General features: G+C 73.0%; 18 protein-coding genes, 1 tRNA gene and 3 pseudogenes. 11 read left to right on the forward strand and 11 right to left on the reverse strand.

Annotated features, from left to right (window positions below):
* Window positions 1-96: 96 nt before the first annotated feature.
* The 4 genes from PGB27_RS10220 to PGB27_RS10235 all read right to left on the reverse strand — a co-directional run bounded on the left by PGB27_RS10220 (window position 97) and on the right by PGB27_RS10235 (window position 6,846).
* Window positions 97-2,679 (reverse strand): LCP family protein, encoded by a 2,583-nt coding sequence (locus tag PGB27_RS10220; RefSeq protein WP_274200264.1) that lies wholly within the window; start codon window positions 2,677-2,679, stop codon window positions 97-99.
* A 212-nt stretch (window positions 2,680-2,891) separates the two neighbouring features.
* Window positions 2,892-3,869 carry a GGDEF domain-containing protein gene (locus tag PGB27_RS10225; protein WP_274200265.1) on the reverse strand — a complete coding sequence of 326 codons (978 nt, stop codon included), beginning with the start codon at window positions 3,867-3,869 and terminating at the stop codon, window positions 2,892-2,894.
* A gap of 239 nt (window positions 3,870-4,108) precedes the next feature.
* The gene (gene dusB / locus PGB27_RS10230) at window positions 4,109-5,227 is read right to left on the reverse strand and encodes a tRNA dihydrouridine synthase DusB (RefSeq protein WP_274200266.1); all 1,119 of its coding nucleotides are present in this window, start codon (window positions 5,225-5,227) and stop codon (window positions 4,109-4,111) included.
* A gap of 5 nt (window positions 5,228-5,232) precedes the next feature.
* On the reverse strand, window positions 5,233-6,846 hold the full coding sequence (locus PGB27_RS10235) for a Rieske 2Fe-2S domain-containing protein (RefSeq protein ID WP_274200267.1): 1,614 nt from the start codon (window positions 6,844-6,846) through the stop codon (window positions 5,233-5,235).
* Between the two features lie 103 nt (window positions 6,847-6,949).
* Here PGB27_RS10235 and PGB27_RS10240 point away from each other — a divergent pair, with 103 nt between their 5' ends.
* Entirely contained in the window at window positions 6,950-7,984 is a 1,035-nt protein-coding gene (locus PGB27_RS10240) for a PHP domain-containing protein (RefSeq protein WP_274200268.1), read from the forward strand.
* Window positions 7,985-8,032: 48 nt separating this feature from the next.
* Here the strand turns inward: PGB27_RS10240 and PGB27_RS10245 are convergent, their stop codons facing one another.
* Window positions 8,033-8,821, reverse strand: a complete 789-nt coding sequence (locus PGB27_RS10245; RefSeq protein WP_274200269.1) for an ArsR/SmtB family transcription factor — start codon at window positions 8,819-8,821, stop codon at window positions 8,033-8,035.
* A gap of 378 nt (window positions 8,822-9,199) precedes the next feature.
* Window positions 9,200-9,823, reverse strand: a complete 624-nt coding sequence (locus tag PGB27_RS10250) for a hypothetical protein (RefSeq protein ID WP_274200270.1) — start codon at window positions 9,821-9,823, stop codon at window positions 9,200-9,202.
* A 523-nt stretch (window positions 9,824-10,346) separates the two neighbouring features.
* Between PGB27_RS10250 and PGB27_RS10255 the strand changes: the two genes are divergently transcribed.
* From PGB27_RS10255 to PGB27_RS10295, 9 genes and pseudogenes are all read left to right on the forward strand, one after another.
* Window positions 10,347-10,420, forward strand: a tRNA-Lys gene (locus PGB27_RS10255).
* 440 nt (window positions 10,421-10,860) lie between these two features.
* Window positions 10,861-11,013 (forward strand): annotated as a pseudogene (locus PGB27_RS10260) (DDE-type integrase/transposase/recombinase); the annotation flags it as partial.
* Between the two features lie 306 nt (window positions 11,014-11,319).
* On the forward strand, window positions 11,320-11,820 hold the full coding sequence (locus tag PGB27_RS10265) for a cupin domain-containing protein (RefSeq protein ID WP_274200271.1): 501 nt from the start codon (window positions 11,320-11,322) through the stop codon (window positions 11,818-11,820).
* A gap of 470 nt (window positions 11,821-12,290) precedes the next feature.
* Window positions 12,291-12,626, forward strand: a pseudogene (locus tag PGB27_RS10270) (LLM class flavin-dependent oxidoreductase); the annotation flags it as partial.
* Window positions 12,627-12,642: 16 nt separating this feature from the next.
* The gene (locus tag PGB27_RS10275; RefSeq protein WP_274200627.1) at window positions 12,643-12,888 is read left to right on the forward strand and encodes an LLM class oxidoreductase; all 246 of its coding nucleotides are present in this window, start codon (window positions 12,643-12,645) and stop codon (window positions 12,886-12,888) included.
* Between the two features lie 40 nt (window positions 12,889-12,928).
* Complete coding sequence (locus PGB27_RS10280; protein WP_274200628.1) at window positions 12,929-13,090, forward strand: hypothetical protein; 162 nt, start codon at window positions 12,929-12,931, stop codon at window positions 13,088-13,090.
* A gap of 64 nt (window positions 13,091-13,154) precedes the next feature.
* Window positions 13,155-14,381, forward strand: a complete 1,227-nt coding sequence (locus PGB27_RS10285; protein WP_274200629.1) for an alpha/beta hydrolase family protein — start codon at window positions 13,155-13,157, stop codon at window positions 14,379-14,381.
* Between the two features lie 1,322 nt (window positions 14,382-15,703).
* On the forward strand, window positions 15,704-18,991 hold the full coding sequence (lysX, locus tag PGB27_RS10290; RefSeq protein WP_274200272.1) for a bifunctional lysylphosphatidylglycerol synthetase/lysine--tRNA ligase LysX: 3,288 nt from the start codon (window positions 15,704-15,706) through the stop codon (window positions 18,989-18,991).
* Between the two features lie 374 nt (window positions 18,992-19,365).
* Window positions 19,366-21,846, forward strand: a complete 2,481-nt coding sequence (locus PGB27_RS10295) for an Hsp70 family protein (RefSeq protein WP_274200273.1) — start codon at window positions 19,366-19,368, stop codon at window positions 21,844-21,846.
* Between the two features lie 69 nt (window positions 21,847-21,915).
* Here PGB27_RS10295 and PGB27_RS10300 read toward each other — a convergent pair whose 3' ends face one another.
* Both PGB27_RS10300 and PGB27_RS29405 read right to left on the reverse strand, forming a co-directional pair.
* Entirely contained in the window at window positions 21,916-23,061 is a 1,146-nt protein-coding gene (locus PGB27_RS10300) for an AMP-binding protein (RefSeq protein WP_274200274.1), read from the reverse strand.
* 22 nt (window positions 23,062-23,083) lie between these two features.
* Window positions 23,084-23,542 (reverse strand): annotated as a pseudogene (locus PGB27_RS29405) (AMP-binding protein); the annotation flags it as partial.
* On the opposite strand from PGB27_RS29405, the gene PGB27_RS10305 reads away from it, so the two are divergent.
* Window positions 23,520-24,239 (forward strand): TetR/AcrR family transcriptional regulator, encoded by a 720-nt coding sequence (locus PGB27_RS10305; RefSeq protein ID WP_274200275.1) that lies wholly within the window; start codon window positions 23,520-23,522, stop codon window positions 24,237-24,239. The pseudogene PGB27_RS29405 and the gene PGB27_RS10305 sit on opposite strands and share 23 nt — an antisense overlap.
* On the opposite strand, the gene PGB27_RS10310 is transcribed toward PGB27_RS10305, so the two are convergent.
* The 3 genes from PGB27_RS10310 to PGB27_RS10320 all read right to left on the reverse strand — a co-directional run bounded on the left by PGB27_RS10310 (window position 24,199) and on the right by PGB27_RS10320 (window position 26,530).
* Window positions 24,199-24,696 (reverse strand): nuclear transport factor 2 family protein, encoded by a 498-nt coding sequence (locus PGB27_RS10310; RefSeq protein WP_274200276.1) that lies wholly within the window; start codon window positions 24,694-24,696, stop codon window positions 24,199-24,201. The genes PGB27_RS10305 and PGB27_RS10310 overlap by 41 nt on opposite strands.
* 151 nt (window positions 24,697-24,847) lie before the next feature.
* The gene (locus PGB27_RS10315; RefSeq protein WP_274200277.1) at window positions 24,848-25,681 is read right to left on the reverse strand and encodes a class I SAM-dependent methyltransferase; all 834 of its coding nucleotides are present in this window, start codon (window positions 25,679-25,681) and stop codon (window positions 24,848-24,850) included.
* An 84-nt stretch (window positions 25,682-25,765) separates the two neighbouring features.
* Window positions 25,766-26,530: an alpha/beta fold hydrolase gene (locus PGB27_RS10320; RefSeq protein WP_274200278.1), complete on the reverse strand. Its 765-nt coding sequence runs from the start codon at window positions 26,528-26,530 to the stop codon at window positions 25,766-25,768.
* Window positions 26,531-26,636: the final 106 nt, after the last annotated feature.

Raw genomic sequence — 26,636 nt, forward strand, 5'->3', positions numbered from 1 at the left:
CAACCTACGCGGAGCCGCCGTCGCTCATCCGACCGCAGCGTGAACCGGGGATGAACGCGATCTCGAAAACGCCTCGTCAGGGGCGTGATGTCGGTCCTACGCGCAGGAGGCGTCGGCGGCGGTGATGGTCGGGTTCACGGGCGCCGACGGCGCCGTGCCCCGCGGGCCCTCCCCGGACCGGACGCGGCCGTCGAAGTCGTCCCCGAGGACGAGCGTCAGGGTGCCGGGGCCGGACGCGCTCGGGTCGAGCGTCGCGCCGGGGACGGCGGCGGCGAGCGTCTGCGCGGCGAGGGCCTGGTCGGGGGAGTAGCGGATGGTGGTGCCGCCGGTGCCGGTCGCCGAGGAGCCGCTGTCGTCGGTGACGACGCCGAAGCCCGCGCTGCGGATGCGCTCCGCGATCGACGAGGCCGACGGCCCTTCCTGCTCGGCATCGCCGTCGTCGGAGTCCTCGGAGTCCTCGGAGTCCTCGTCGTCGGAGCTGCTCTCCTGGACCGGCGACCGCGCGTCGACGAGGCGCACGTCCGCCGGGGCCGGCGCGGGCGCGGTCGGGCCGGCAGGCGCGCCGGGGGCGCCGGGCAGCGGGCGGTCCTCGATGATCGCCGAGAACAGCGCGCGCTCCTCGCCGGGCCGCAGCACCTCGTTGCCACGGTCGTTGGCGATGCCGGTGGTGGGCACGGTGACGAAGGTGACCGTGCGCGGGTCGAGGCTGCCGAGCGACTGGGTCAGCGTGAGCAGCTGGTCGGAACCGATGTTCTCCCCGAACGTCGAGCGCGACACCGCCGCGACGAGACCCTCGAGGCGGCCCGGGTCGAGGAGCGTGCCCGCCGAGAGCACCGACCGGAGCAGGGCGCCGAGGAACCGCTGCTGGCGCTGGATGCGCCCGTAGTCGCTGGACGGATCGCCCTCCACGTGACGGGCGCGGACGTAGTCGAGCGCCTGCTGGCCGGAGAGCACGGTCGGGCCGGCCTGGGGGACGATCGGGCCGAGCACCGAGTCGCGCACCGGGCGCTCCGTGCAGATCGGCACGCCGCGCACCGCGTCGACCATGCCCTGGAAGCCCTGGAAGTCGACGCCGAGGAACCGGTTGATCGCCAGGCCCGAGAGCTCCTGCACCGCGCGGGTCACGCAGCGCGGCCCGCCGGCGGCGTACGCCGAGTTGAGCTTGACGCGCGGCGCGGGTGGGAGCACCTGGGGCGTGTAGGCGCCCGTGATCGGGTCCCAGCGCTCGCAGGCCGGACGGGTGATCTCCAGGTCGCGCGGGAACGACACGACGATCACGCCCGAGCGGTCCTCGGGGACGTGGACGACCATGATCGTGTCGGTGCGGGCGCCCGGGACGTCGGCCGTGTCGCCGGCGTCCTCCGAGGCCGGGGCGCCGGCGCGGGTGTCGGAGCCGACGACGAGGAAGTTCTGGTCGCCGACCTGGGCCGCGGCGTCCTGGATCGCCGACGAGTTCGGGTCGAGCGCGCCGATCTGGCGCACGGCGGCCTCGACCCACGACGCCGCGCCCCACCCCAGCCCGCACACGACGACGACGAGCACCGCGCACATCGCGGTGGCCAGCCGGGCCACGCGGCGCCAGGTCCAGCGCCGGCGCCAGGTCGCGAACCGCGAGCCCACGGCGGCGAGCACGGCGGACGTCGCCGCGAAGTCGGCCTCCCGCGCTGGCGCGGCGACCGCGCGTCGCTCCTCCGCGGGGGCGGCGGCCGAGGCGGCCGGGGCGGCCGAGGCGGCCGGGGCGGCCGGCGCGGCCGGCGCGGCCGGGGGCTCGGCAGAGGCCGGTGCCGCGGTGGGCCCGGCGCCGACCGGGGCACGGTGGTCGGCGTGGTCGGCGTGGTCGGCACGGTGGTCGGCACGGTGGTCGGCACGGTGGTCGGCACGGTGGTCGGCGCCGTCGCCGGCGGGCGAGGTGGTGGCTGCCGGAGCGGGCGCCGTCGGAGGGGGCGTTCGCGGGCGGGCCGCGGGCGGCGAGCCCCCGGGCGCGGACGCCGTCGGTGGTGTGGCCGCGGAGCCGCGCGGCAGGGGCGCCAGGGGCACGGGCGGGCGGGGCCTCTGGGGCGGCGTGGGCGGCACGGGCCGTCCCCCGCCAGCGGGCGGGACCGGCGGGGCGAGGGGCGGCACCGGCCGGGTCGGGGGTACCGAGGCGTCGCTCTCCTCCGCCGCCGTCTCGGTGCCCGCCGCATCCGTCGTCGCCGCCGGGCCCGCCGGCACCGCCGCCGTCGGAACCGCCGCCGTCGGCTCCGGCTCGTCCTGCTCGCCCGCGCGCCTTCCCGGCTCGCGGACCCGCGTCGGCACGCGACGGACCGCCACCCGACCCGGCGGCAGGGTCACGGCGTCGGCCGGCGACCGCGTCGACGGCGGGTCGGCCGCCGCCGGCGACGGGATGCCGGACGAGGGCGTGCTCGGCACCGCCGGTGCGGACGACGACGAGGCCGCGGCCGACCCGGTGGTGGCGGTGGGCGCCGTGACCAGCGCGGCGCCCGGTGGCCGCAGCCCGAGGCGCGGGCCGCGGCGACGGGTCAGCGGCACCATCGTCGGGCGACGCCCGTGGTGCGGCGCCGCGACCGGGATGCGGAAGGGCGCCGACGCCGGACCGGAGACGGAGGGACGGGCCGCGTCGCCACCGGTCGTCGCGGGGCCGGGGCCCCGGACCGGATCACCGGCGCGGTCGTCGGTCACGCATCTCCTCGAGGGTGGCACCCCCGGCCGTCGCCCCTGGTGGTCCGGGCAGGGTCCGGGCTGGTCAGCAGCGGGATACTACGGCGTAGCCAGGGGCCCTCGGCGCGGGGTCCACTACGCCACACGGACACCCGGGCACAAGACGGACACCGCGGGCGCCACACGACCGGGCGACACGAGTGACCCGGTCGGTCACCCCGCGGATCGACCGGTCAGCCGGTCGGGAACGCGCGACGGGCGGCGGCCGCGATGCCCCGACGAGCCGCGGCCGCGCCGGCGAGACGCACGGTGCCGTCGCCGTCCCGGTGCGCCACGGCGTTGCGTCCCGCGCGCTTGGCGACGTAGAGCAGCGCGTCTGCGGCATCGAGCCCGGGGGAGCCGGGACGCCCGCTGTCGGCCGCGTCGAGGCAGGCGACGCCGACGCTGACCGTCACCCGCAGGTCGTCGGCGATCTCGTGCCACGGGTGGGCGTCGACGCGTGCCCGGGCCTCCTCGCACACCCGCACCGCCTCTGCGGGCTCGAGCCCGGGCAGGACGAGGGCGAACTCCTCGCCGCCGTAGCGGGCGCAGAAGCCGTCCGGCGGCAGCTCCTCGCTCATGAGGTCGACGAGCCGGCGCAGCACCTCGTCGCCGAGCGCGTGGCCGTGGGTGTCGTTGACGTGCTTGAAGTGGTCGACGTCGGCGAGGGCGACGCACACCGCGCCACCGTTCGACGAGTCGTGACGCAACGTGCTCAGCCGCTCGTCGAGGTAGCGCCGGTTCCACGTCGCCGTGAGGCTGTCGCGGCGGCTCTGCTCGCGGGCCTCGGCGCGCTCGCGACGGAGACGATCGACCTCGACGCGTAACTGATCGGGCACGCCCGCCGGGAGCGTCCGCTCGTCGCGCACGAGCGAGACGGCGGCCTTCATGTGCTGGTACGCGCGGCGCCAGTCGCCCCGGTCGGCGAGGACCTCGGCGGCCGCCTCGTGGGCCCGCGCCTGGTCGGCGCGGCCGTCCGGAGAGAGGTCGTCGGCGGGCACCGTCTCCAGCCCGACGATCGGGGAGGTGGGGAAACCGCAGGTGACGACGGCCTCGGGTGTGACCACGGGCGCCTCGGGCGCCGCGACGTCACCGTCGCGCACCGGCTCGGCGGTCGTCACCGCACCGTTCCCGCGTCCGCCGAGCAGCCCGGCCAGCCGCACCCACACCACCTCCGTCCACCTCCAGTGTCGCCCCGGACCGCCGCGGTGTAACGCTGATTCGCCGCGTCGCCGGCAACTTCAGTCGTCCGGCGCAGGTGACGCTGCGTAGACGGATCCCGCGCCGACACGTTCGGCCCACCTTGAGTCGCCCGCGCCGGTGGTCCTGCGGGGACCGTGCGTGCCGCCGGTGATGTGAGATCGACGTGACCCGCCGGACCGAGTACGAAGAGTAGTGCCTCGGAAGGGTGTCAGCCGCCGGAGTGCATGACGTCGGCGGCCGTGGGGACGGTGTCGTCCTCGGGGTCGTCGAGCCAGCCCTCGGGCAGCGTGACGTGCGCCGGCGAGCCCTGACGGCCGCGCGGGCCGTCGGCGTCGGCGGGGAACGGGAGATCATGGTCGAGGCGGGCCAGCAGCTCGTCGAGGCGGTCCAGCCCGTCGATCATCCCGAGCTCGCGGCGCAGCTCCGAGCCGACCGCGAACCCGTGCAGGTACCAGGACATGTGCTTGCGCGAGTCGCGCACGCCCTTGTGGTGGCCGTGGTGGGCGATGAGCAGCTCCACGTGCCGGCGCATCACCGCCGCGACCTCGCCGAGCGTCGGCGGCGTCGGGATCGGGCGCCCGGCCAGCGCCGCCTCGAGCTCGCCGAACAGCCACGGTCGCCCGAGGCACCCGCGGCCGACGACGACCCCGTCGCACCCGGTCTTCTCCATCATCGCCACGGCGTCGGCGGCCGCGAAGATGTCGCCGTTGCCCAGCACCGGCGTCGTGGCCGGCAGCGCGTCGCGGAGCTCGGCGATGCGGTCCCAGTCGGCGGTGCCCGAGTAGCGCTGCGAGGCGGTGCGCGCGTGCAGGGCGACCGCCGCCGCGCCCTCGTCGGCGGCGATGCGGCCGGCGTCGAGGAACGTCACGTGGTCGTCGTCGATCCCGACGCGCATCTTCACCGTCAGCGGCAGCCCGCCCTGGCGCGCGGCCTCGACAGCGGCGCGCACGATCGACGCGAACAGTCGGCGCTTGTAGGGCAGCGCGGCGCCGCCGCCGCGCCGGGTCACCTTGGGCACCGGGCAACCGAAGTTGAGGTCGACGTGGTCGGCGAGGTCCTCCTCGACGATGCGGTCGACCGCCCGCCCGATCGTCACCGGGTCGACGCCGTAGAGCTGCATCGACCGCGGCTTCTCGTCCGCGTCGAACGCGATCATCTCGGCGGTGCCGGGGTGGCGTTCCACCAGCGCCCGCGCCGTGATCATCTCGCAGACGTAGAGCCCGGCGCCCTGCTCGCGGCAGAGGCGCCGGAACGCGACGTTGGTGATGCCCGCCATCGGTGCGAGCACGACCGGCGTCGGCAGCTCGAGGGGACCGATGCGGAGCACGACCTCTACTCTCCCAGCTTCTCGGTCTCGATCCTGCTGGCACGGATCTCGTGGCCCGCGGACGTCAGGCAGCGACCGGTCTTCAGGTTGAACTTCCAGTTGTGCAGCGTGCAGGTCAGCACGTCGCCGTCGACGGCGCCGAACTTCGACAGGTCGGCCGACAGGTGCGGGCAGCGGGCCTGCACGCGCCAGCCGTCGAGCTCGATGTCGCGGCCGTCGTCGTTCTGGGCGTCGTACCAGTTCTCCACGTAGTCCATCCGCTCCTCGGACAGACACTTGAAGAACGTGTAGAGGTACTCGTTGTACTGGCCCACGCGGGTCGCGGAGAAGCGCACCGAGAGGAACAGCGAGTTCGACCAGTCGACCTCGCCGGTGGCGATGTTCGTCTGCACCAGCGTCGCCGGCACGCCCCAGCGGTAGCGGCACTGCTCGCCGTTCCAGACACGGATCTCGCGGGCGGTGAAGTCGAACGCGAGCGAGAGCGTGCCGTCCTCGTCGACGCCCGGCGTGTCCTCGGGCATGCCCTGCAGGTCCATGCGCACCGGGCCGCCGATGCCGTCGCACATGTGGTCGGCCCGCTTCATCAGCGGCTCGATCCACTCCTTGAGCTGGCGCAGGATGTCCGGCTGCGGGGCCGCCCACCGCGCCTTCTGCGCCTCGATCGCCGGTCGCGCGCGCTCGGCGAAGTCGCGCAGGTAGCGCTCCTTGTCGAGGAAGATCGTCTCGATCTCGGCGTCGCTGACCGGGTGCGTGAGGTCCTCGACGGTGCCGTGACCGATCTCGGCGGTGGTGCCGGGCAGCAGCAGGTGGCCCTGCTGGTCGCTCCCGGCCGAGTGCCCGAGCTCCCGCATCCGCTCCAGGAACTCCCACTGGTCCGTGAAGATCGACTCGCCCTCGACGCCCTCGTAGCCCAGGGCGTTCCACCGGAACAGCTCGTCGTCGAGGAAGCAGGGCGGTCCGGCGGTCGGGAAGATGTGCGGCGCGCCGACCTCGCGGATGTAGCGCATGGCCCGGTCCTCCTGGCCGATGCGCTTGCGACGGGCGAACTCGCGCTTGGCGGCCTTGGGGAGGTCGTAGACCATCGGCCACCAGATCGCGCCGGAGAACTGCGTGAAGTGGGCGTCGTAGGCGCCGAACTCCAGCAGCTTCGGGATGTCCAGCGGGTGCGCGTCGTTCTGGTCGACGATGCGCGCGGTGCCGTCGTCCAGTGAGAGCGCGGAGTCGCCGATGGGGCCGTCACCCGGGCCCTTCAGCGACGTGATCATGAACCGCAGGCCGCCGTCGAGCTCCTGCGGGACGCCCGTCTCGGTGCGGATGAAGTGCTTGAACCCCAGCTCGCGCAGCTCGTGCTCGAGCTCGTCGGTGGGGTAGTCCGGCAGCAGGACGCGCGCGTCCTTCGAGACGTGGTCGCGCAGGTTGTCGGCGTCGAAGTGGTCGCGGTGCAGGTGGGAGACGTAGAGGTAGTCGCAGTCCCCCAGCGCGTCCCAGTCCAGCTGCGTGTTGTCGGGGAACGGCACCCACGACGCGAAGAACGTCGGGTTCACCCACGGGTCGCACAGCACGCTGCCGGCCGTGGTGTCGAAGCGCATTCCCGCGTGCCCGACTCCGGTCACCCGCACGAGCAGACCACCTCCATGACGTCAGCCCAAATCACTGTGGCTGGCACCGATTGTCCGTGGTGGCGTGGCCCACGGCCGCCTCGGGTGGGGTATCCCTGACCACGTGACCGCCCTCCCCGTCGATGGTGACCCGATTGCCGCACTCCGCGCCGTCGCCTTCTACCTCGAGCGCGAGCGGGCCGAGACCTACCGGGTGAAGGCCTACCGCTCGGCGGCGGAACGGCTGGCCGAGCTCGACCCCGACGACGTGGCGAGACGCGCCGGCAACGGCACGCTGACCGACCTCAAGGGTGTGGGCAAGAAGACGGCCGCCGTCGTCACCGAGGTCCTCGACGGCGGGACGTCGGCGACGCTGGCGGAGCTCGAGGCCCGCCACACCGAACCGGTGGCCGGCGGCGCGGCCATCCGCGCTGCCCTGCGCGGCGACTGCCACACGCACTCGACCTGGTCCGACGGCGGCAGCGACATCCTCGAGATGGCCCGCACCGCCCGCGACCTCGGTCACGAGTGGATGGTGCTCACCGACCACTCGGAGAACCTCACCGTCGCCAACGGCCTGACGCCCGAGCGGCGCCGGCGGCAGTTCGACGTCATCGGCGAGGTGAACGAGGAGCTCGCGCCGTTCCGGCTGCTCCGCGGCATCGAGGTCGACATCCTCGAGGACGGCGACATCGACGCCCCCGACGACCTGCTCGAGGAGCTGGACCTCGTCGTCGCCAGCGTGCACTCGAAGCTGCGGGCGCCCAGCGAGCTGATGACCGCGCGCATGATCGCCGGGGTGTCGCACCCCCTGGTCGACGTGCTCGGGCACTGCACCGGCCGCCTCGTCACCGGCGGGCGCGGCACCCGGCCGCCGTCGACGTTCGACGCCGAGGCGGTGTTCGACGCCTGCATCGAGAACGGCGTGGCGGTCGAGATCAACTCCCGCCCCGAGCGCCTCGACCCGCCGCGGGACCTGCTGCGCCAGGCCCTCGCGGCGGGCTGCGAGTTCGTCGTCGACACCGACGCCCACGCCCCCGGCCAGCTCGACTGGCAGCCCTACGGCTGCGAGCGCGCCGAGGAGTGCGAGGTCCCGCTCGACCGCATCGTCAACACCCGCTCCGCCGCCGACCTCGCCGCCTGGCGTTCTCGGGGTTGACCAGCCTGGCGTCCACGCTGACATTCAACGTCAGGAAAGCCCCCACGATCACTCGATGCCGACGACCTCGCCGGTCTCCAGCACCGACTTGAGGTTCGACAGGATCCCCGGCCAGCCCTGCGAGACGCCCCGGAGCATCTCGCTGTCGGGCGCGAAGTCGTCGTGGGTGACGGTCAGCTTGACGGCCTGCCCCGCCGGCTCGATGTCGAACGTGACCTTCGAGCGCTTCTCCTGCTGCAGCTCGGCCAGGCGCTCGTCGCTCCAGCCGAACATCTCCTGCATCTCGGGCTGGTAGTTGTGCCACGTGTACGAGAGCCGCCGCGGCGGGTCGGCCTCGAGCACGTGCTGGTCCCAGTCGTGGTGGGGCTCGCCCTGCATCGACCAGAGCACCCTCGAGCCCACCTGCCAGTCCGAGCTCGGCCCGCCGCCCTCGAAGTACCGGGTGATGAACGCCGGCTCGGTGAGCGCCTGCCACAGCTTCTCGGGCGTCGTGCGGATGTAGGTCACGTAGACGAAGTCGTCGGACATGTCGTTCTCCTCGAGCGCCTGCTTGAGATCGGCGAGGGTCTGCGCCCGCGCCCGGTCGTACCGCCGGATCCACCGGTCGGCGACGTCGTTGATCGGTGCGGCGTTGAGGTGGTGGTGCTTCTCCCGCCCGTGCCACGAGGTGACGACGAGCCCGGCCGCCTCGAGCACGCCCAGGTGCTTGGCGACGGCCTGGCGCGTCATGTCCAGGCCCTCGCCGAGCTCCCGCAACGACTGCCCGCCGCGGTCGCGCAGGGCGTCGAGCAGCGCCCGCCGACTCGGGTCGGCGAGGGCGCGGAACACCTCGTCCATCACCACTCCGATCCGGCAACCATCGGGTTGCCTGTCCGACGATAGGCAACTCCGAGGTTGCTCGTCAACGGTGTGACGGAACCCGTTTGCGGGGTGATCGCCGCGCGCCTAGCTTGGGAGTACACGGGAAAGGAGGTGGTCCAGCGTTGATGAACGACAGGACTCGTGAGGTGTCCGTCAGCTAGCCGCTCGAAGGCCGTGGAATGGCCGGTCCGCGGGCAGTGATGCACTGATCACGCGGCAGGGCGGCCAGCGAATCCAGGCAGGACACCAGCCCCCGGAGCCCTCGACCCTCGTCCAGTCGAGGCCCGATCCGCCCGGCATCGCCGGGACGGACGGGAGACGCTCCGGGGGCCTGCCTGTCTCGAGGGGCAGGCGCTACCAGCGCGCGGCGTGGACCTGGTCGTCGACGCCGAACGACGCGCCGTAGGGGGCGTCGAACGTCGAGCCGTAGGGACGCTCGCCCGTCACCGTCGAGCCGTAGGGACGCTCGCCCGTGACCGTCGAGCCGTACGAGCGCTCGCCCGTGACTGCGGTACCGGCTGACTCTCCGTGCGGGTCGCCCGCGAGGGGTCGCTCGTCGAGCGCGGTGGCTGCGGACGAGGACGGGGTCGCCCAGCCGCCGGAGGCGGGGAACGGGGCGGCCCAGTCGCCCGTCGCGGGCAGGGCGGTCGACCCGGTCCAGGCCGACTCCTCGAGCGGCTGCGCGGGCCGTTGGATCGGCCCCGAGAAGAGCGCGTCACGGGTCTCGACACGGGGCTCCGGCTCCGGCGGGGTCATCCGCGTCCGGCTCGGCCCCGGACCGTGTGGGCCGGTGCCGGGCAGGCCGCCCTCGGCGACCCACTTGGCCTCCTGCGCGATGCGGTAGGTCTGGCACGGCCAACTCGCGCGCCCCCCGGCGTGGAAGCACTCGCGGCAGTTCTGTCGCTCGTCCGGCACGTGCTCCGCGAGCACCTTGCGCCAGACGTCGGGCATCTCGGACATGACCACGGCCATCGACATCTCGGTGGCCTCCTCTCCGTGCGGCCGGCGCGCCGTTGGGTCCAGCGCCCCGTCGGGGCCCGCGGGCAACCGTGACTGCGGTCGAGGCGTCGGATCGGGGAGTGCTCGGCCGCTGCTCGGGTCGTGCGTCCGGAGGCGGGACCTCCGGTGCCTGCTGTTCGTACTCGTTTCCTGTCCGCAGCACGACAGTGACCCGTCCGTGACTTCCGGTGACGGTGCGTCAGAGTCGACCCCGGCGTTTCGCTCCGGCGTGTCGCGCCCTTCTCGGTGCTCACGAGATCCAGCTCGCCGCTGAGCAGGGGAAACGCTGTCCCGGCGTCACCGCGGCTCACCCGTCCAGGACAGGCGACTGCGCCGAGTGGGGTCACGACCACGGCGCGCGCCGACGTGCCCGACGACGACGACCGCTCGCCGAACGCCACGCTGGCTGCGCCGAACGGACCATCCCCCGACCGCCACGGGCGCTCCCAACGGCCGCCGCGGGCCACGCGGCTACGCTTCTCCCGCGGCTCGTCGTGGTCGCGGGCCTCTAGCTCAATCGGTCAGAGCTACGGACTTTTAATCCGTTGGTTGTGGGTTCGAGTCCCACGGGGCCCACAAGTCTCTGACCAGCTACTTCGTTGGCGCCCCCACGGTCGTGACCCTCGGACTCTGGCTTGAGATGCGGCGTCGTGGTGCGGGTCGTGGACGCTTCATGTCGCTGACCAGCGCAGATGTCGCTCGAGCGGCTATGGGACAAGTACGAGCGCCGCCGGCGGAAGCGGTCTGGGGCTATACGTAGTTCCGCACCCTTGCTCGCGAGGGAAGACGAGAAGGTGCACGGGCGGAACGAGCGGCCACCGCGCCAGCGCTGGGCTTTCCCGGCACGGCAAGCGTGCAACACCCTTGGATCGCACCACCAGCTGTACGCGCCGCCGCGCCAGCGTCATCACAGCCGAGCAAGCCGAACGATGCCACCGCCACCCGGCCGACGTGGGCTGGTTCCGGCGACGTCGGCAGCTTCGGCCTGAACGCGCTTCCGCGCCGAGGCACCTGATCACCTGCGGTGCTGCGACATCACCCGGTACCGCACCGGCGAGGGCTCCCTCTACTGCGCGGTGGTCCTCGACGTCTCCTCGCATCGGGTGGTCGGCTGGTCCATCGCCGACCACCTGCGCAGTGAGATCGTCGTCGATGCCCTGGACATGATCTGGCTGGCGATGCAAGCCCGCGGGCCAGGAGATCGTGTTCGCGCTGACATGGCAGCCGATACACCTCGTGTGCCTCAATTCCCGACGCCGGCACTCCGCGCTGGGGCTTCCGCAGCCCCACCGAGTACGAGAACCTCCAATGGACTGCTATCGCAGCGGCTTCACCCCAACCGCACCCGTCAGCGGAACCGGGGAGGGCCACCGGGCCTGGGGGACGCGCCGGCGCGGGCGAGGATGGGTCGCCCTGACCGCCGACTGTGGCCGGACCCGTCTACGGGAGGGGGAGCCGTGACGAGACCTTTTGCAGTGGAAGCCGACGGCGGCGTGGCGACCTGGACCGACAGCCTCAATCTCTTCAAGGCCCTCGCCGAGGACACCGGCGGCGCGCTCTCGTTGTGGGAATCGCTCATACCTCGCGGTTCGTCGCCTCCGCTCCACGTCCACCGTCGCGAAGACGAGGCGTTCTATGTGCTCGGCGGCGAGATGACGTTCAGGATCGGCGATCAGCTCGTCCCGGGGCGGACCGGGACGTTCGTCTGGGCACCGCGAGACATTGCGCATCAATGGCGGGTCGACAGTCACACCGCGAGGCTCCTGACCCTCTTTGTCCCGGGCGGGGGTGAAGGCTTGTTCTTCCACTTGTCGCGGCCGGCCGAAGCGCTGACGTTGCCACTGCCGTCGAACGAGCCGGTCGAGGGCCCGAACGAGGAGCAGGTGGCGGCGCTCGCCAAGCGCTACCTGATGGAGGTGGTCGGACCTCCGATGGCTGTGACAGGCGGCGGGGAGGACGGCAAGCCCGATGGATGACGACGGAGCGTCCTGCGCGTCGGGGCGGCCGCTCTCCCTGCACGCGGCGGCGCCGCCGAGTGACGCGCCGGGCGCCCGTTCCCGAACCTCGTAGCGGATTCCCACGGCCCGCCGAGCGGACTGTCGTGCCCACCGACAAGCACGCGGACGTTAGTCGTCCGATAACCGGCTTGCATGACGACCGCCGGTATGAAGACGAACCGGTTGCAGGCCCGCGGCCAGTGGTCACTGATCTCCACATCAGGCGTCGGGAATCTCTTTAATCCGTTGGTTGTGGGTTCGAGTCCCACGGGGCCCACCGGGTTTCGGACAGGCTTCTCGGCCTTCGTGCCACGCCTCGTGCTGCGAGAGGCGCGAGTGCTCGAGCAGTCGCCGTGCGGAGTGACATGGACTCGTCGGTGCACCGGCGCCATCCTGGTCCGGCGGCCGCCGGGGGGTGGGGGGTGGCGCGACCTCGACGAGGAGGGGCCATGGCCGAGGACGGTAGGGAGCTCGCGGCGACGGTGGGGCAGCTCGGGCTGTGGACGGCGCAGTTCGATGGACAGCCGTTCGACCAGGTGCGATCGAGCATCGCCGACCTGGAGAGCCAGGGGTGGCCCGCGTTGTGGCTCATCGAAGCCCTCGGTCGGGAGGCGTTGTCGCAGGCGGCACTGTTGCTCGGCGCCACCGAGCGCCTCGTCGTGGCCACGGGGATCGCCAACGTCTGGGGCCGCGATGCGTTGTCTCTCGCCGCGGCCCGCGGCACGTTGGCCGAGGCGCATCCGGGCCGTTTCGTCCTCGGGCTCGGCGCGAGTCACGGGCCGTTGGTGGGTCTGCGTGGTCATGAGTACGAGCGGCCGCTGGCCCGTGTGCGGGCTCGGGTTCACCGACGACGACGTCGCCGACGGCGGCAGCGATCGGCTCGTCGACGCCATGGTCGTCGCCGGGGGCGCCGATCGGGTGGCCGAACGGGTCCGGGGACACCACGACGCCGGCGCCGACTACGTCTGCCTCCAGGTCCTGCCGGCCGATCCCTCCGCCGTGCCGGTGCAGGACTGGTCCGACCTGTCCGACCTGCTACATCGCTGACCGACGCCCTCGAGCAGAACGTCGGCCGCAGCGCCCGGTCATGGAGTCGACCGAGCTCGGCAGGGAACGGTTGGTGTCGCCACGACGGCCCGCGCCGAGCACCGCCGCCATCTGGGCCGATAGCTCTGGGAACATCGTCGTCGGCACCTCCTACGCGGCGGCTGGCGGCGTCGGGACGCTGCCGCTCGCCTCCTTCGCGTGACGGGGTTGGTCCGATCGAAGCCCGCCCGCGACGATGGAGCGGACGGAACGCGCGGAGGTGGGTCGTGGCCCGAGGTCGGTCCAACACGGTGTTCTCGGCGGGCTTCTTCGCCGACGAGGGGTGGGACTTCGCCGTGCGCATCGCCCTCGGCGCCTGCCAGGCGGGCACCGCCGACGCCGGGGAGGTGCTCGCGACGGTGGCGCGGATCCGTGACGCCGCGAGCTGGACCGCCGAGTGGTCGGCGCGCGCCACCCACCTCGCGGAGGCCGGCGAACACCGGGCCGGCGGCGGCGACGCGCGCGGCGCGGCCGCCGCGTTCCTCCGGGCGGCCACCTACTGGTCGCTCGCCCTCGAGGGGCTCACCGCCGAGGAGGACTCGGAGCGTCTGACCAGGACGTTCCGCGATCACCGACGATGCTGGGAGCGCTTCGTCGCCTGCTCGGCCGGGCATCACGTGCCGCTCGATGTGCCCTACGAGGACACGACGCTGCCCGGCTGGCTGCTGCGCCCGGACGACTCGGGCACGGCTCGGCCGACGCTGGTGATGACCAACGGCAGCGACGGAGCGATCAGCTCCCTGTGGGGCAGCGGCGCGGCCGCTGCGCTGGAGCGGGGGTGGAACGCGTTCGTCTACGACGGTCCCGGCCAGCAGTCGTTGCTGTTCGAGCGCGGTGTCGGCTTCCGTCACGACTGGGAGGCCGTCCTCACCCCGGTCGTCGACGCCCTGGTCGACCGCGACGACGTGGACGCCGCGCGGCTCACCGCCTACGGCATCAGTCAGGCCGGGTACTGGTTGCCGCGGGCCCTGGCTTTCGAGCACCGCTTCGTGGCCGCCGTCGCCGACCCCGGGGTGGTCGACGTGTCCACCGCCTGGACCGAGCGACTGCCCGGGAGCATGGTGGCGATGCTCGAGAAGGGCGAGCGGGCGAAGTTCAACCGCAACATGCGCCTGCCGATGCTCATCCCCGCGATGGCCCGGACGTTGCGGTTCCGGGCCCGCCCCTACCAGCGCGACGACTGGTACGACACCTTCACCGAGGCGCGCCGCTACTGCCTGACCCCGGAGCTCGCCGCGCGGATCCGCACCCCGCTGATGATCACCGACCCGGAGGACGAGCAGTTCTGGCCGGGCCAGGCCGCGCAGCTGGCCGACCTCGTCACGGGGTCACACCGCGTACCCTTCCTGGCCGCCGAGGGCGCGAACATGCACTGCCAGCCGATGGCGCGCCTGCTCACCCACGAGCGCATGTTCGCCTGGCTCGACCAGCATCTCGCCGCGGTCGCCCCCTGAGGAACTCCCGTCGCGGCGGTGGACCTGCTGTTCCGGCGGTATCGACGCGTTCGAGGCGGAGGATGAGCGGTGACGCCGCAGCGTGCTCCTCGGTCTGGTCGTGGATTGGGCTGGAGAGCTCGCGCACCCGCTCTCAGCGCCGGTCGCGAGCCATGAAACCGCTCCGCCTGCTCCCACGGCACCTTCAGCCGAGCCGGCGGGCCCCACTCCTCGCGGCCCCGCTGGTCGGGATCGAGGAACCGCACCAAGACCCGCGCCGCTCGGCGCGAGCCCAGAGGTGACACCTCCACCGGACCACGCGACGAGGTTTCTGCACCGCCCGACGCCGCCCCCCCCGGCATGACCTCGCCGAGCGGCCCGGGCGACACGTAGCCGCGGTCGTCGCCCATCCAGACAGCCCGCGTCAGGGCCTCGTCGTAGCCGGCTTCGGCCACGCCCAGCACCCGTGGCCATCTGCACCGGCAACCCCTCGCCGCTGCCTGGAGAGTCGTGCACGCCCTCAGGGGTGGTTGTCGCGGTGGAAGAGCTCGAGCTGGAACTCGTCGGGGTCGCGCAGGCAGAGCACCGCGCCGTAGTCCCGGTCGACGACGGGGGTGGACATGCCGAAGGGTCCCGAACCATGGGGGCGGCGCCTCGTCACCTCGTCCAATCCGGTAGGGGGCGGGGCGGGATGGCGGTCCAGCGTACTGCTCTCGGTGAGATCGAGCGGTGGAATTGCGCCGTTCTCGCTACGGCCTTGCTGCGGGACAGGCACGAACGGTGACTGCGCCATCACTACACGTTCAGTGCGCGCGGCGGGAGGTCGAGCGGTACGGACCCGCTGCCTGCTGTTGGCGGGCGCCGGAGAGCTCCGCCCGCACGCTGGCCGGCGCAGGGCTTCGAGGCGGCCGTTGATCGCTTCGCCCGAGCGTGGCCAGTTCCTCGAGCCCGGCGGGTATCGCCGCTCGGACCACGTCGCCGGAGATGGCGACGCTCTGACCACTGGTGCACCGTCACCGGCGCCTGCTGCTGTGGAACGTGCGGAACCTGCCGTGGATGCGCGTCGTCGCCCAGATCGTCCGTCGGCAATTCGCCGCGAGACCGAAGAAGAGGTGCGTGGGCACGCCACGCTAATCGCTGTATCCGGTCACCGATCTGATCGCCATGCTGACGGCAGGAGCCCGGGTCGGGGAGGCGCGCCGGGGCCGGTGACACCTTCTCGGAGAGACGACATGGTCGAGCTGACGGCTGACGAGCCGCCCCAGGCCCTCAGGACCGGCTCCCGCGCGCAGGCGCCGACCGCAGCGCGCCGCGACGAACCGATACCGGCCGGTCGGTCGGGGGTGGCACGCTTCGCCGACCGGGTGCCGGACCTCCTCGCCGGCTACCTCGCGTTCGTCGCGACCTTCTGCGCCGTCACGGCGATCGTGCCGCCACTGCGCGCCCCCCTGGAGTGGCTGCGGACCGCGATCGAGGTCGTGTCGGTGGAGGCGCCGCCGAGCCTGGCCACCGCGACCTTCCTGGGCATCCTCGCTTCCGCGGTGCGCCGACGGATGCGCGCGGCGTGGTGGTTCGTGGTGGCCTACGTCGTGCTGAGCCGCGTGCTGGGCGGTGTCGAGCTCACGATCGACACGGAGGCGGACGACCCGGTCACCCTCGTCGTCGGGGGCACGGGGACGTGGCTGAGGCTGGTGTTCGGCATTGCGGCGCTCGCGATCCTGCTCATCGCCCGTCCGTGGTTCACCGCGAGGACCCAGCAGCACAGCGGGTGGCGCGCGCTGGGGACCTACCTCGCTCTCGTCCTCGCCGGCACCCTGCTCGGCTGGGGCCTGCTGCAGCTGTTCCCGGGCACGCTGACCAATCCCGCGGACCGGCTCGGGTGGGCCGTCACCTACGTGCTCGGCGGTCTCGGCGACCCCGGAGCGGTGGGCATCGACGGCGCCGGGCCGCGTGCGGTCACGTTCCTGTGCGGGCTGTTCGGCGCCCTCGCCGTGCTGGCCGCCGCGTACGTGCTGTTCCGGCCTCGGCTCGACCGCCGCCGGCTCGACCCCGCCGACGAGCAGCGGCTGCGGGTGCTGCTCGAGCAGTACGGCGACGACGACTCGCTGGGCTACTTCGCCACCCGCCGCGACAAGGCCGCTGTGTTCTCGAAGTCGGGCAAGTCCGCGGTGACCTTCCGTGTCGTCTCCGGCGTCAGCCTCGCCAGTGGGGACCCGATCGGCGATCCGGAGGCGTGGCCGGGCGCGATCGAGGTCTGGCTCGACGAGGCGCGCCGGTACGGCTGGCTGCCTGCCGTGATGGGCGCGAGCGAACGCGGTGCCCGCGCCTACGCGGGCGTGGGGCTGAGCGTCGTCGAGCTGGGCGACGAGGCGGTCCTCGACGTCCGGGAGTTCTCGGTGGAGGGCCGGTCGATGCGGGTGGTCCGCCAGGCCGTGAGCCGGGTGGAGCGGACGGGCCACACCGTCCGGGTCCGGCGGCACGCCGACCTCTCCCCGGACGAGATGAAGGAGGTCGTCGAGCGCGCCGACGCCTGGCGCGACACCGACGCCGAGCGCGGCTTCTCGATGGCGCTCTCCCGCCTGGGCGATCCGGCCGACGGGCAGTGCGTGCTGGTCGAGTGCTTCGACGGTGCCGGGGAGCTGCGCGCGCTGCTGTCGTTCGTGCCGTGGGGCCGTCACGGCCTGTCCCTGGATCTCATGCGCCGCGACCGCACCGCCGAGAACGGCCTGACCGAGTTCATGGTCGTCTCACTCGTCGAGCAGGCGCGCGCCCTCGGGGTGGACCGCCTGTCTCTCAACTTCGCGATGTTCCGCGCCGCGTTCGAGCAGGGCGAGCGGATCGGGGCCGGCCCGGTGCTCCGGCTGTGGCGACGCCTGCTCGTGCTGGGGTCGCGCTGGTGGCAGCTCGAGTCGCTCTACCGTGCGAACGCGAAGTACCAGCCGATCTGGACGCCGCGCTACCTGTGCTATCGCGCCGCCCGCGACCTCCCACGGCTCGGTCTGGCCGCTGCGGCCGCGGAGGGGTTCCTCACCACCCCGACCCTGCGGACCCTGCAACGCCGCGGCCTCGCCGAGGAGGGCGGTCCGGCCGTCGTCCTCCCCCCGCCGTCCCCGGTCGAGGCGGAGGATCCCGTCGCGGCGCAGCTCGCGGCCCGCCTGTCCCGGCTGCCCGAGCAGGTCCGCGTGCGGCACGCCAAGTACGAACGGATGCTGGCCGGCGGCGTCGACCCCTACCCCGTCGGCCACCCGCGCACCGCGAGCCTCGCGCAGATCCGAGCCCGGTTCGGGCACCTCGAGGCGGACGCGGCGACCGGCGAGCGCGTGGCGGTGACCGGACGGGTCGTGCGTGTCCGCGACTTCGGTGGGCTGTGCTTCGCCGTGCTGCAGGAGGGGGACGCGCAGCTGCAGGTGATGCTCACGGCCTCCCGGCTCGGCCGCGACGGCGTGCGCGACTGGGCGCGGCAGGTCGACCTCGGTGACCACGTGGGCGTCACCGGCGAGGTGGGGACGTCCCGCCACGGGGAGCTGTCCGTGCTGGCCACCGCGTGGTCGATCACCGCGAAGTGCCTGCGCCCCCTGCCCGACAAGCGTCGCGGCCTGGCCGACCCCGAGGCCCGGGTCCGTCAGCGCTACCTCGACCTGGTGGTCAACGGCGCGGCCCGCCGCATGCTGCGGCAACGGTCGGACGCCGTGCACGCGGTGCGCGAGTGCCTCACCGGCCAGGGCTACCTCGAGGTCGAGACCCCGATGCTGCAGCCGGTGCACGGCGGCGCCAACGCCCGGCCTTTCACCACCCACATCAACGCCTACGACATGCGTCTCTACCTGCGCATCGCGCCCGAGCTTTACCTCAAACGACTCATGGTCGGGGGCGCTGAGAAGGTGTTCGAGCTCAACCGCAACTTCCGCAACGAGGGCGCGGACGCCACCCACAACCCCGAGTTCACCATGCTCGAGGCGTACGAGGCCTACGGCGACTACGACACCATGCAGACGATGGTGCAGGACATGATCCAGCAGGCCGCCCGCGCGGCGCTGGGCGGCACCGTCGTCGTCCACCAGGGCCGCGAGTACGACCTCGGCGGGACCTGGCGCGCCACGACCGTCAACGCGGCCATCTCCCACGCACTGGGCGAGGAGGTCACCGCCGACACCACCATCGAGGAACTGCGCCGCCTCTGCGATCGCGTCGACGTCCCCTACGACCCGGACTGGGGTCGCGGAGCCGTCGTCCTGGAGCTCTACGAACACCTCGTCGAGGACCGCACCCTCGAACCGACCTTCTACCGCGACTTCCCGACCGACGTGTCCCCGCTCACCCGCCAGCACCGCGACGACCCGCGCCTGGCCGAGCGCTGGGACCTGGTCTGTTTCGGCGCCGAGATCGGGACCGCCTACTCCGAGTTGATCGACCCGGTCGAGCAGCGCAAGCGGCTCACCGAGCAGTCGCTCCTGGCAGCCGGTGGGGATGCCGAGGCGATGGAGCTCGACGAGGACTTCCTGCTCGCCCTCGAGTACGCCATGCCGCCGTCCGGCGGGCTGGGGATGGGGGTCGACCGCATGGTCATGATGCTGACCGGCAGCACCATCCGCGAGAGCGTGCTCTTCCCGATCGTCCGACCCGGGCGCTGAACCCGGACCGCGTCCCTCGTGCGCCGGGACCGGGTCGCGGGGCAGGGCGGGGACGGCCCGCGGGGTTTCGCCGAGCGCCGAGACAGCCCGCAACACCCGAGGTCGATCAGGTCGAGCCCGGACGAGATAGGTGCCGAGGGCGGCGAGCCGGTCCGCGTCGGCCGGCGTGGCCCATGCCCGCAACGGCGGAGTAGTGACGGCAACGGGTGGGAGGCAGGCCCAGGCCGCACCGGGCCGCGGCTGTTCCCCGAAGCTGACCCTCCGGGCTCCTTGCCCCGCTTCAGTGACGTGCGTCACGCTTTCGTGGTCGAACGGTGCTGAGCACGCGGCGCCATCCACTGAGGCAACGCGAGACCGACGAGCAAGGGAAAGCAGTGGGTTACGGGCTCGGTGTCGACCTGGGCACCACGTTCACCGCCGCCGCTGTCGAGCGCCACGGGCACGCGGAGATGGTGACGCTCGGGGACCGGTCGGCGGCCGTGCCGTCGGTGGTCGTCGTCCGCGCCGACGGTGAGGTCCTGACCGGAGACGCCGCGGATCGCCGGGCCGCGATCGATCCGGATCGCGCCGCGCGCGAGGTGAAGCGGCGCCTCGGCGACCCGGTACCGCTGGTGCTCGGCGGCTCGCCGCACTCGGCCGCGGAGCTCATGGGCTTGCAGCTGCGCGCCGTGGTGGGGTTGGTCAGTGAGCGCGAGGGCCGCATGCCCGACGCGGTGACGCTCACCCACCCCGCCAACTGGGGCCCGTACAAGAAGGAACTGTTCGACCAGGTGCCGCGGATGGCGGGACTGCGGTCTGTCCGGATGATCACGGAGCCGGAGGCGGCGGCCGCGCACTACGCGTCGAACGAGCGTCTGGAGGAGGGTGCGCTCGTCGCGGTCTACGACCTCGGCGGCGGGACGTTCGACGCGACTGTTCTGCGCAAGACCGGCCTGGGATTCGAGATCCTCGGGACGCCGGAAGGCCTCGAGGGGCTGGGCGGCATCGACTTCGACGAGGCCGTGTTCGAACACGTCGATCGCAGCCTCGGCCGCCCGCTGTCCGGTCTCGACCCGTCGGACCCGCACGACACCACGGCCGTCGTCCGTCTCCGGCAGGACTGCGTGCGTGCGAAAGAGGCTCTCTCGGCCGACACCGAGGCCACCGTGCCGGTGATCCTGCCGAAGCTGCAGACCGAGGTGCGTCTGACCCGCGGCGAGTTCGAGGACATGATCCGTCCGTCGATCGGCGCCACCATCGAGGCACTGCTCCGAGCGTTGCTGTCCGCCGGCGTGGTGGCCGACCGCCTGTCCACCGTGCTGCTGGTGGGCGGCTCGTCACGGATCCCACTGGTCTCGCAGATGGTGTCGGCCGAGTTGGGCCGCTCGACCGCCGTCGACACCCACCCGAAGCACTCGATCGCGCTCGGTGCGGCGGCGATGTCCGGTCGCGGCTACCTCGACGACCTCGGCCGGTACAGCGGCCCGCCGAGCGGCGCCGATCCGGTGCCGACGGCCATGGCCCAGCGCGGCCCGCGCACCGGGGAGGGCCCGGACGGACCGAGCACCGGTGGAATCCCTCACGGACTGCGCGGCGTGACAGGCCCACCGAAGGGTCGCACGCCCATCGGTCAGACCGCCGCCGTCCGCCCGGTGCCGCCGTCGCCGGGCCCGGCGGGGCCGGGTACGGCGGGCCCGCCCCCGGCGGTTGCCGTCCCGGGTGCCCCGGCCGCGGGAGTCCCTGCCTCGGCCCTGCGCGGGTCGGGCTCGACGCAGGACCACGAGGCGGGCTCCGGGAACCGTCAACCCACGGTGACACTCTCACGGCGCTGGCTGATCGCCGGGTCGGCCGCAGTGGTGCTGGTGCTCGTCATGACCGGAGTCGCGATCGTGGTTCTGGTGTGGGGGCCACCGGCGGCAGCAAGTGAGACGACTCTGGAGCCGGTGAACACGGCCCAAGCCAACCCGTTCCTGCCGCAGCCCAGCGGTACCGACGCTCCGGGCGTGGCCGCGCCCCACGGCGCGTCCGGCTCCTTGGGGGGCGACACTCCGGGCCTGTTCGGGGGCAGCGGGAGCAACATCTGCCGGCGTGACGAGATAGCGAGCTTCCTGGCCAACAACCCCGACGTCGGCGCGGCCTGGGCGCAGGCTGAGGGCATCGACCCGAGCCAGATCGGCGACTTCCTGGCGCACCTGACTCCCCTGGTCCTCCGCGCGGACACCGCGGTGACCAATCACGGGTACGCCGACGGGCGCCTCACCAGTCGACCCGCGATCCTCCAGAGCGGCACCGCGGTCCTGGTCGACGGGTACGGCACGCCGCGGGTCAAGTGCTACTGCGGCAACCCGCTCACCGAACCCCCACACGACCTCCCGATGCGGTTCGAGGGCACGGCTTGGCCGGCCTTCGTCCAGGTCGGCATCGTGGTCGTCCGACCTGCGCCGGTGATCGTCGACACCCTCACCGTCGTCAACGTGGTCACCAACGACACCTACGTGATCAGCACCCCGCCATGGCGGTATGGACCCCCGCCCCCGCCGCGTCTCGTGAGGGGCTCGAGGACCTCGAGCAGTGACGCCACGCCCACAACCACGACTCCGACCGTCACCAGCACGACAGGCCTCGCCACCACGACGACGACGGGCACCACCACGGCGACGGGCACGACCACGGGGACGGGCACGGCCACGGGGACGGGCACGACCACGGCGACGGGCACGACCACGGCGACGGGCACCACCACGGCGACGGGCACGACCACCGCCACCACCGCGACGGGCACCACTACCGCGTCGGGCGCCACCACCGCGACGGGTGCCACGACTGCGACCGGCACCACCGCCAGCGTCTCGCCGACGAGCACGAGCGGACCGTGAGCCAGGTGACCTTCCCCGTACTCGCGAGGGTCTGTCGGTCGAACGTCGTCGGTGTCGGAGCCCGGGCGATCAGGCGCGGGTGAGGTGGCGGCGGAGGAGCTTGCCCGACGGTGTGCGGGGGAGCTGGTCGACCACGACGATCTGCGCGATCTTCTTGTAGGGGGCGACCCGTTCGGAGAGCCATGCCTGGACGGCGGTCAGGTCGAGGTCGGGGTCGGCGACCACGTAGGCGACCGGTTCCTCGCCGTGGCGGGGGTGGGGGCGCCCGACGACGCCGGCGTCGGTGATCGCGGGGTGTTCCACCAGCACGGCCTCGAGTTCGGCGGGGGCCACCTGGTAGGCGTCGACCTTGATGAGCTCCTTGAGTCGGTCGAGGAGGACGACGGTGCCGTCGTCCTCGACCTGCCCGAGGTCCCCGGTGCGCAGCCAGCCGTCGTCGTCGAGCACCGCCCGGGTCTCGTCGGGACGGTCGCGGTAGCCGGCCATCACCTGCGGGCCGCGGACCCAGAGCTCGCCGACCTCGCCGGGTCCGCGGTCCTGCCCGGTGTGCGGGTCGACGACGCGCAGCGCGGTGCTCGGCACCGGCCGACCCACGGTGCCCGGTCGGGTCCCGCCCGCGGCGCGGTCGGGAACGCACACGCACGCGGCGGTCTCGGTCAGCCCCCAGCCCTGGCCCACGACGGCGTCGGGCAGTCGGCGGGCGAGGGCCTCCTGCACCGACGGCGTCAGGGGCGCACCACCCACCGCGACCGTCCGCAGCGAGGACAGATCGTGGGAGCGGGCGAGGGGGTGGTGGGCCAGGAAGACCGCGAGGGGAGGAGGGACGGCGAGGAAGCGCACGCGGTATCGCTCGACGAGGTCGAGGAAGGACGTGGGCTCGAAGCTGGGCACGGTCACGACGGTGGCGCCCGCCGTCAGCGGCAGGGCGAGGTTCACCACGGCGCCGAGGACGTGGAAGAAGGGAGCGATGGCCAGGGTGGTGTCCTCCGGTCCGAGCGGCATCAGTCGGCCGGCCTGGCGCAGGGCGGCCACGAGGTTGGCGTGGGTGAGCTCGACGCCCTTGGGCAGGCCCGTGGTGCCGCTGGAGAACGGCAACAGCGCCACCGTCGACGGCTCGGCGGCGACCTCCCCGGAGCGGTGGCCGGGCTGCCGGGTGAGCACGTCCTCGAGCGAGACGGCGCCGTCGACCGGTGCCGTGCTGAGCACCGTCGTCACACCGCACCGCCTTGGCGAGGGGGACGAGGTGGGGGAGGGTGAAGGCGAGAGACGGCGCGGCCTGTGCCAGGAGGGCCCGTGCCTCCGCTGCCGTGTAGGCCGTGTTGAGCCCGGTGACGGTGGCGCCGAGCCGCATCGCGGCCCACGCCACGGCCACCCACGGGGGAGCGTTCGGGGTCCACAGCGCGACGGTGTCGTCGCGCCCGACGCCGCAGTCGTCCAGCCAGTCGGTCAACCGGTCGACGCGCCGACCCAGCTCCGTGTAGGTGACTGCCCGTCCCGAGGGGCCGTCGACGAGCGCGATGCGGTCGGGGTGGCGGCGGGCAGCTTCCTCCAGCACGTGGGGCACCGTCGCGTCGTCAGGGACGAGGTCGGGGTAGGGGCTGGTGAACATGAGACCTCCCGCTGCTTGACACGCGTAAAGTACTGGCTGGCTTGACGCATGTAAAGTCTGAGGCGTGGGCTCGACACGTGACCGCATCCTCGACGCCGCCTGGGCCCTGGCCAGCGAGAGCGGGGTGGCCGGGCTGACCCTCGCGGAGGTCGGGCGGGCGGCCGGCGTCTCTCGCCAGGCGGTCTACCTCAACTTCAAGAACCGGGCGGGCTTGCTGATGGCGATGGCGCTCCGCGCCGACGAGGCCTCGGGCTTCGTCGCGCGGATCGCGGCCACCCGCGAGCTCCCGGCCCGGGAGCGGTTCGCCGCCGTCCTGGAGGCATGGCTCGCGCACATCCCCACGATCCTGCCGGTGGCCCGGGCGCTCGAAGCCGCCACGATCACCGGCGACGAGGGCGCCGTGGTCTACCAGGAGCGCATGGAGCAGTGGCGGCGGGTCGTCAGCAGCGCCGTGCGCGCCCTGGCGTCCGCGGGAGCGCTGCGCGCGGACTGGACTCCCGAGGAGGCCGCTGACTGGGTCTGGGCGCACACCCATCCGAGCGTCGACCACCACCTGCGCCTGGAGCGCGGATGGTCGCGGGAGCGGGTGGCGTCCCGCGTGATCGACGGCCTGGGTCGAGAACTCCTGCGACCTCGGGCTGCGTCACACCCTTTCGACGCCGCCGACTCGGACGTGGAGGTGTCCGCCGATACGGAGGCATGTGGGACACCGCCGGCGAGCACGAAGGGTGCGCCGCGAGTGTCTACTTCTCAACGATCTTCCAGTAGGAGTCCTTGCGAGTGACTTTCCCGTCGCGGAACTCCCAGTGGTCGCATCCTCGCACGCGGACCTTCTCGCCCTCGGGAGTCGTGCCCGTGAGCAGCCATTCAGAGACACCGAGGTCGCCGCTGATCCAGTGCCGGTCCTCGCCATAGTGGACGTCGGGGAGACCGTCGAAGCGGGCCGCCAGGCCCTCGCGCACCGCCGCCTTCCCGACGTGGCGCCGCCCCCAGGGTTCAGGACCCTTCGGCATGTCCAGGGAGCATTCATCGGCGAAGAATCCCATGATCTCGTCCAGGTCGTGCGCGTTGAAGGCGAGGGTTATTGCTCTCAGTGTTTCCTCGGTGGGTCGATCGTCCGCCATGGTCATGCTGTCCAGATGCGGTAGGGGTCGGGATCGGGTGGCGGCCAGCGTACTGCTCGCGGCGAGATCGAGTGGTGAATTGCGCCGTTCGCTACGGCCCTTCTGCGAGAAGGGCACGAAAGCTGCAGGACCCCTGAGCGCGCCGGAGCGCGTCGGCACGACGGCCGCGCTGCACCGGGACCTCGAGCACGAGGACCGAGCCGGGGACGGCCTCTCTCGGTCGCGGTCCCGCGGCGGGGCGGAGGACTGCGTCGGGCCACACCGGACCTCACGCCCCGCGCTCGAACTCCCAGACGAGGACGCCGGGCAGGCCGACGTAGGCGGTGCGGTTGGCGTCGGGGATGAGGCCGGCGGTGGGTGTGGCGGCGGCCTCGGCGGTCAGGCTCGGTTCCTCGTAGCTGCGGACGGCGAGGCCTGCTCGCAGGCCGGCCGTGACGTAGTCGGAGGGCTTGTGGGCGTGCAGGCGCATGTAGGCGCGGCCGCCGTCGACCGTGAACTGCGGCTGCCAGCCGAGCATGACGAGGAACGGGTGGACGTCGCTGATGATGACGCGACCGCCGGGACGGACGACGCGGGCGAACTCGGCGAACGCGGCGTCGAGGTCGGCGACGTGGACCAGGGCGAGGGCGCAGACGGCCGCATCGACGGAGGCGTCGGGCAGGGGCAGGCGGGTCAGGTCGCCCAGCAGGAACCGCGCGTCGGGGACCTTGGTGCGGGCACGGTCCACCATGTCCGGGGACTGGTCGACGCCGGTGACCGCGTGGCCGCGGCCGGTGAGGTACGCCGACCAGCGGCCGGTGCCGCACGCGGCGTCGAGGACCTCCCCGGCGGGGAGCGCGTCGAGCAGGCGTCGCAGCGGTGGTTCCTCGATGCCGAACAGCCGCAGGGGACGGTCGTAGGTGGGGGCCCACCGGGCATAGCCGTCGGTGAGGCCGAGCTCGACGCCGACGCTGTCGGTCGGCACACCACCGTCCAGGAGGGCGAGCGTCTCGGCGAGCCGCGCCGCCCGCGCCTCGGGTTCGTCGGAGTAGAGCGACCGGAGCAGCGCCAGGCCCTCGACGCCCACCATCAGCTCACCGAGGGTGGGTCCCGATCCGGTCACGTCGCGCACGCTACTGGCGCGACATCGAGACTCCCAGCGAGGACGTGATGAGCGTGAACAGCCCACGACGTCCTCTGACAGCGGTCAGGCGCTCCACGCCCGGGCGCGCCAGAAGGCGGTGAGCGCGCGTGCTGCGCGCGCCGGGTCCTCGGCCATCCACCAGTGGCCCAGCCCGTCGAGCACCGCGACCTCGGCGCCCGCGCGTTCCGCAGCTCGCCGGGGGAGCTCCTCGGAGCCGACGAAGGGGTCCGCGATGGCGACGATCCCGAGCCCCGGGCGGGCCGCCAGGGCCGGCAGTCCCTGGCCGAGCTCGGCCATGACCGGTTGGGCGGCCGAGCGGTAGAGCGCGAGGACCGCCTGCTTCATCTCCTCGCCCTGCACGCCCGCGATCTGCAGCGCCTCGGCGCGACCCAGGCCGAACTGCTCCATCTGCTCGGCCCGCTGCTCGAGGGTGCCGCCGAACATCTCCTCGAGGTGGGCCTCGCCGTCCCCGGGCGTCTGCCAGATCTGCGCGAGGTCGTGCCAGGTGTAGTCCGGCTCGAACAGGCCCAGCGCGTCGCTGGCCCAGCTGCGCACCAGCTCCGGGCGCTGCATGACCGCGGTGACGACGTGGCCGCCACCCCAGTCGTGGCCCAGGAGGTCGACGGGCCGGTCGAAGCGCTCGAGCTCGCCGATCAACCAGTCGCGGTAGGCCGTGACGGTCGCGGGGAAGCCGGCCGGGAGCGGCACGCCGAACCCGGGCGGGGAGAGCCGGACGACGTCGTCGACGCCCGCGCGGGCCAGCTCGGCGACGAGCGGGTCCCACAGCGCCGCGCTCTCCGGATTGCCGTGCACCAGTGCCACCGTCATGACGCCGCATCCTGCTCTCTCGGAGCGGGTGCGGCACGGCTGCCGACCACGACCCCCGACCGGTCCTCGACCACGGCGTCGGTTGTGCGCCAGGTCGCCAGCGGGC

The organism is Actinomycetospora lemnae, assembly GCF_028737315.1.
GTDB lineage: Bacteria > Actinomycetota > Actinomycetes > Mycobacteriales > Pseudonocardiaceae > Actinomycetospora > Actinomycetospora lemnae.

Excerpts from the sequence above, each read along its gene's own strand:
- PGB27_RS10245 (WP_274200269.1), bottom strand. The coding sequence starts at position 8,821 with ATGGACGAGGTGTTCCGCGCCCTCGCCGACCCGAGTCGGCGGGCGCTG.
- PGB27_RS10250 (WP_274200270.1), bottom strand. The coding sequence starts at position 9,823 with ATGTCGATGGCCGTGGTCATGTCCGAGATGCCCGACGTCTGGCGCAAG.
- PGB27_RS10275 (WP_274200627.1), top strand. The coding sequence starts at position 12,643 with ATGAGTACGAGCGGCCGCTGGCCCGTGTGCGGGCTCGGGTTCACCGAC.
- PGB27_RS10280 (WP_274200628.1), top strand. The coding sequence starts at position 12,929 with ATGGAGTCGACCGAGCTCGGCAGGGAACGGTTGGTGTCGCCACGACGG.
- PGB27_RS10320 (WP_274200278.1), bottom strand. The coding sequence starts at position 26,530 with ATGACGGTGGCACTGGTGCACGGCAATCCGGAGAGCGCGGCGCTGTGG.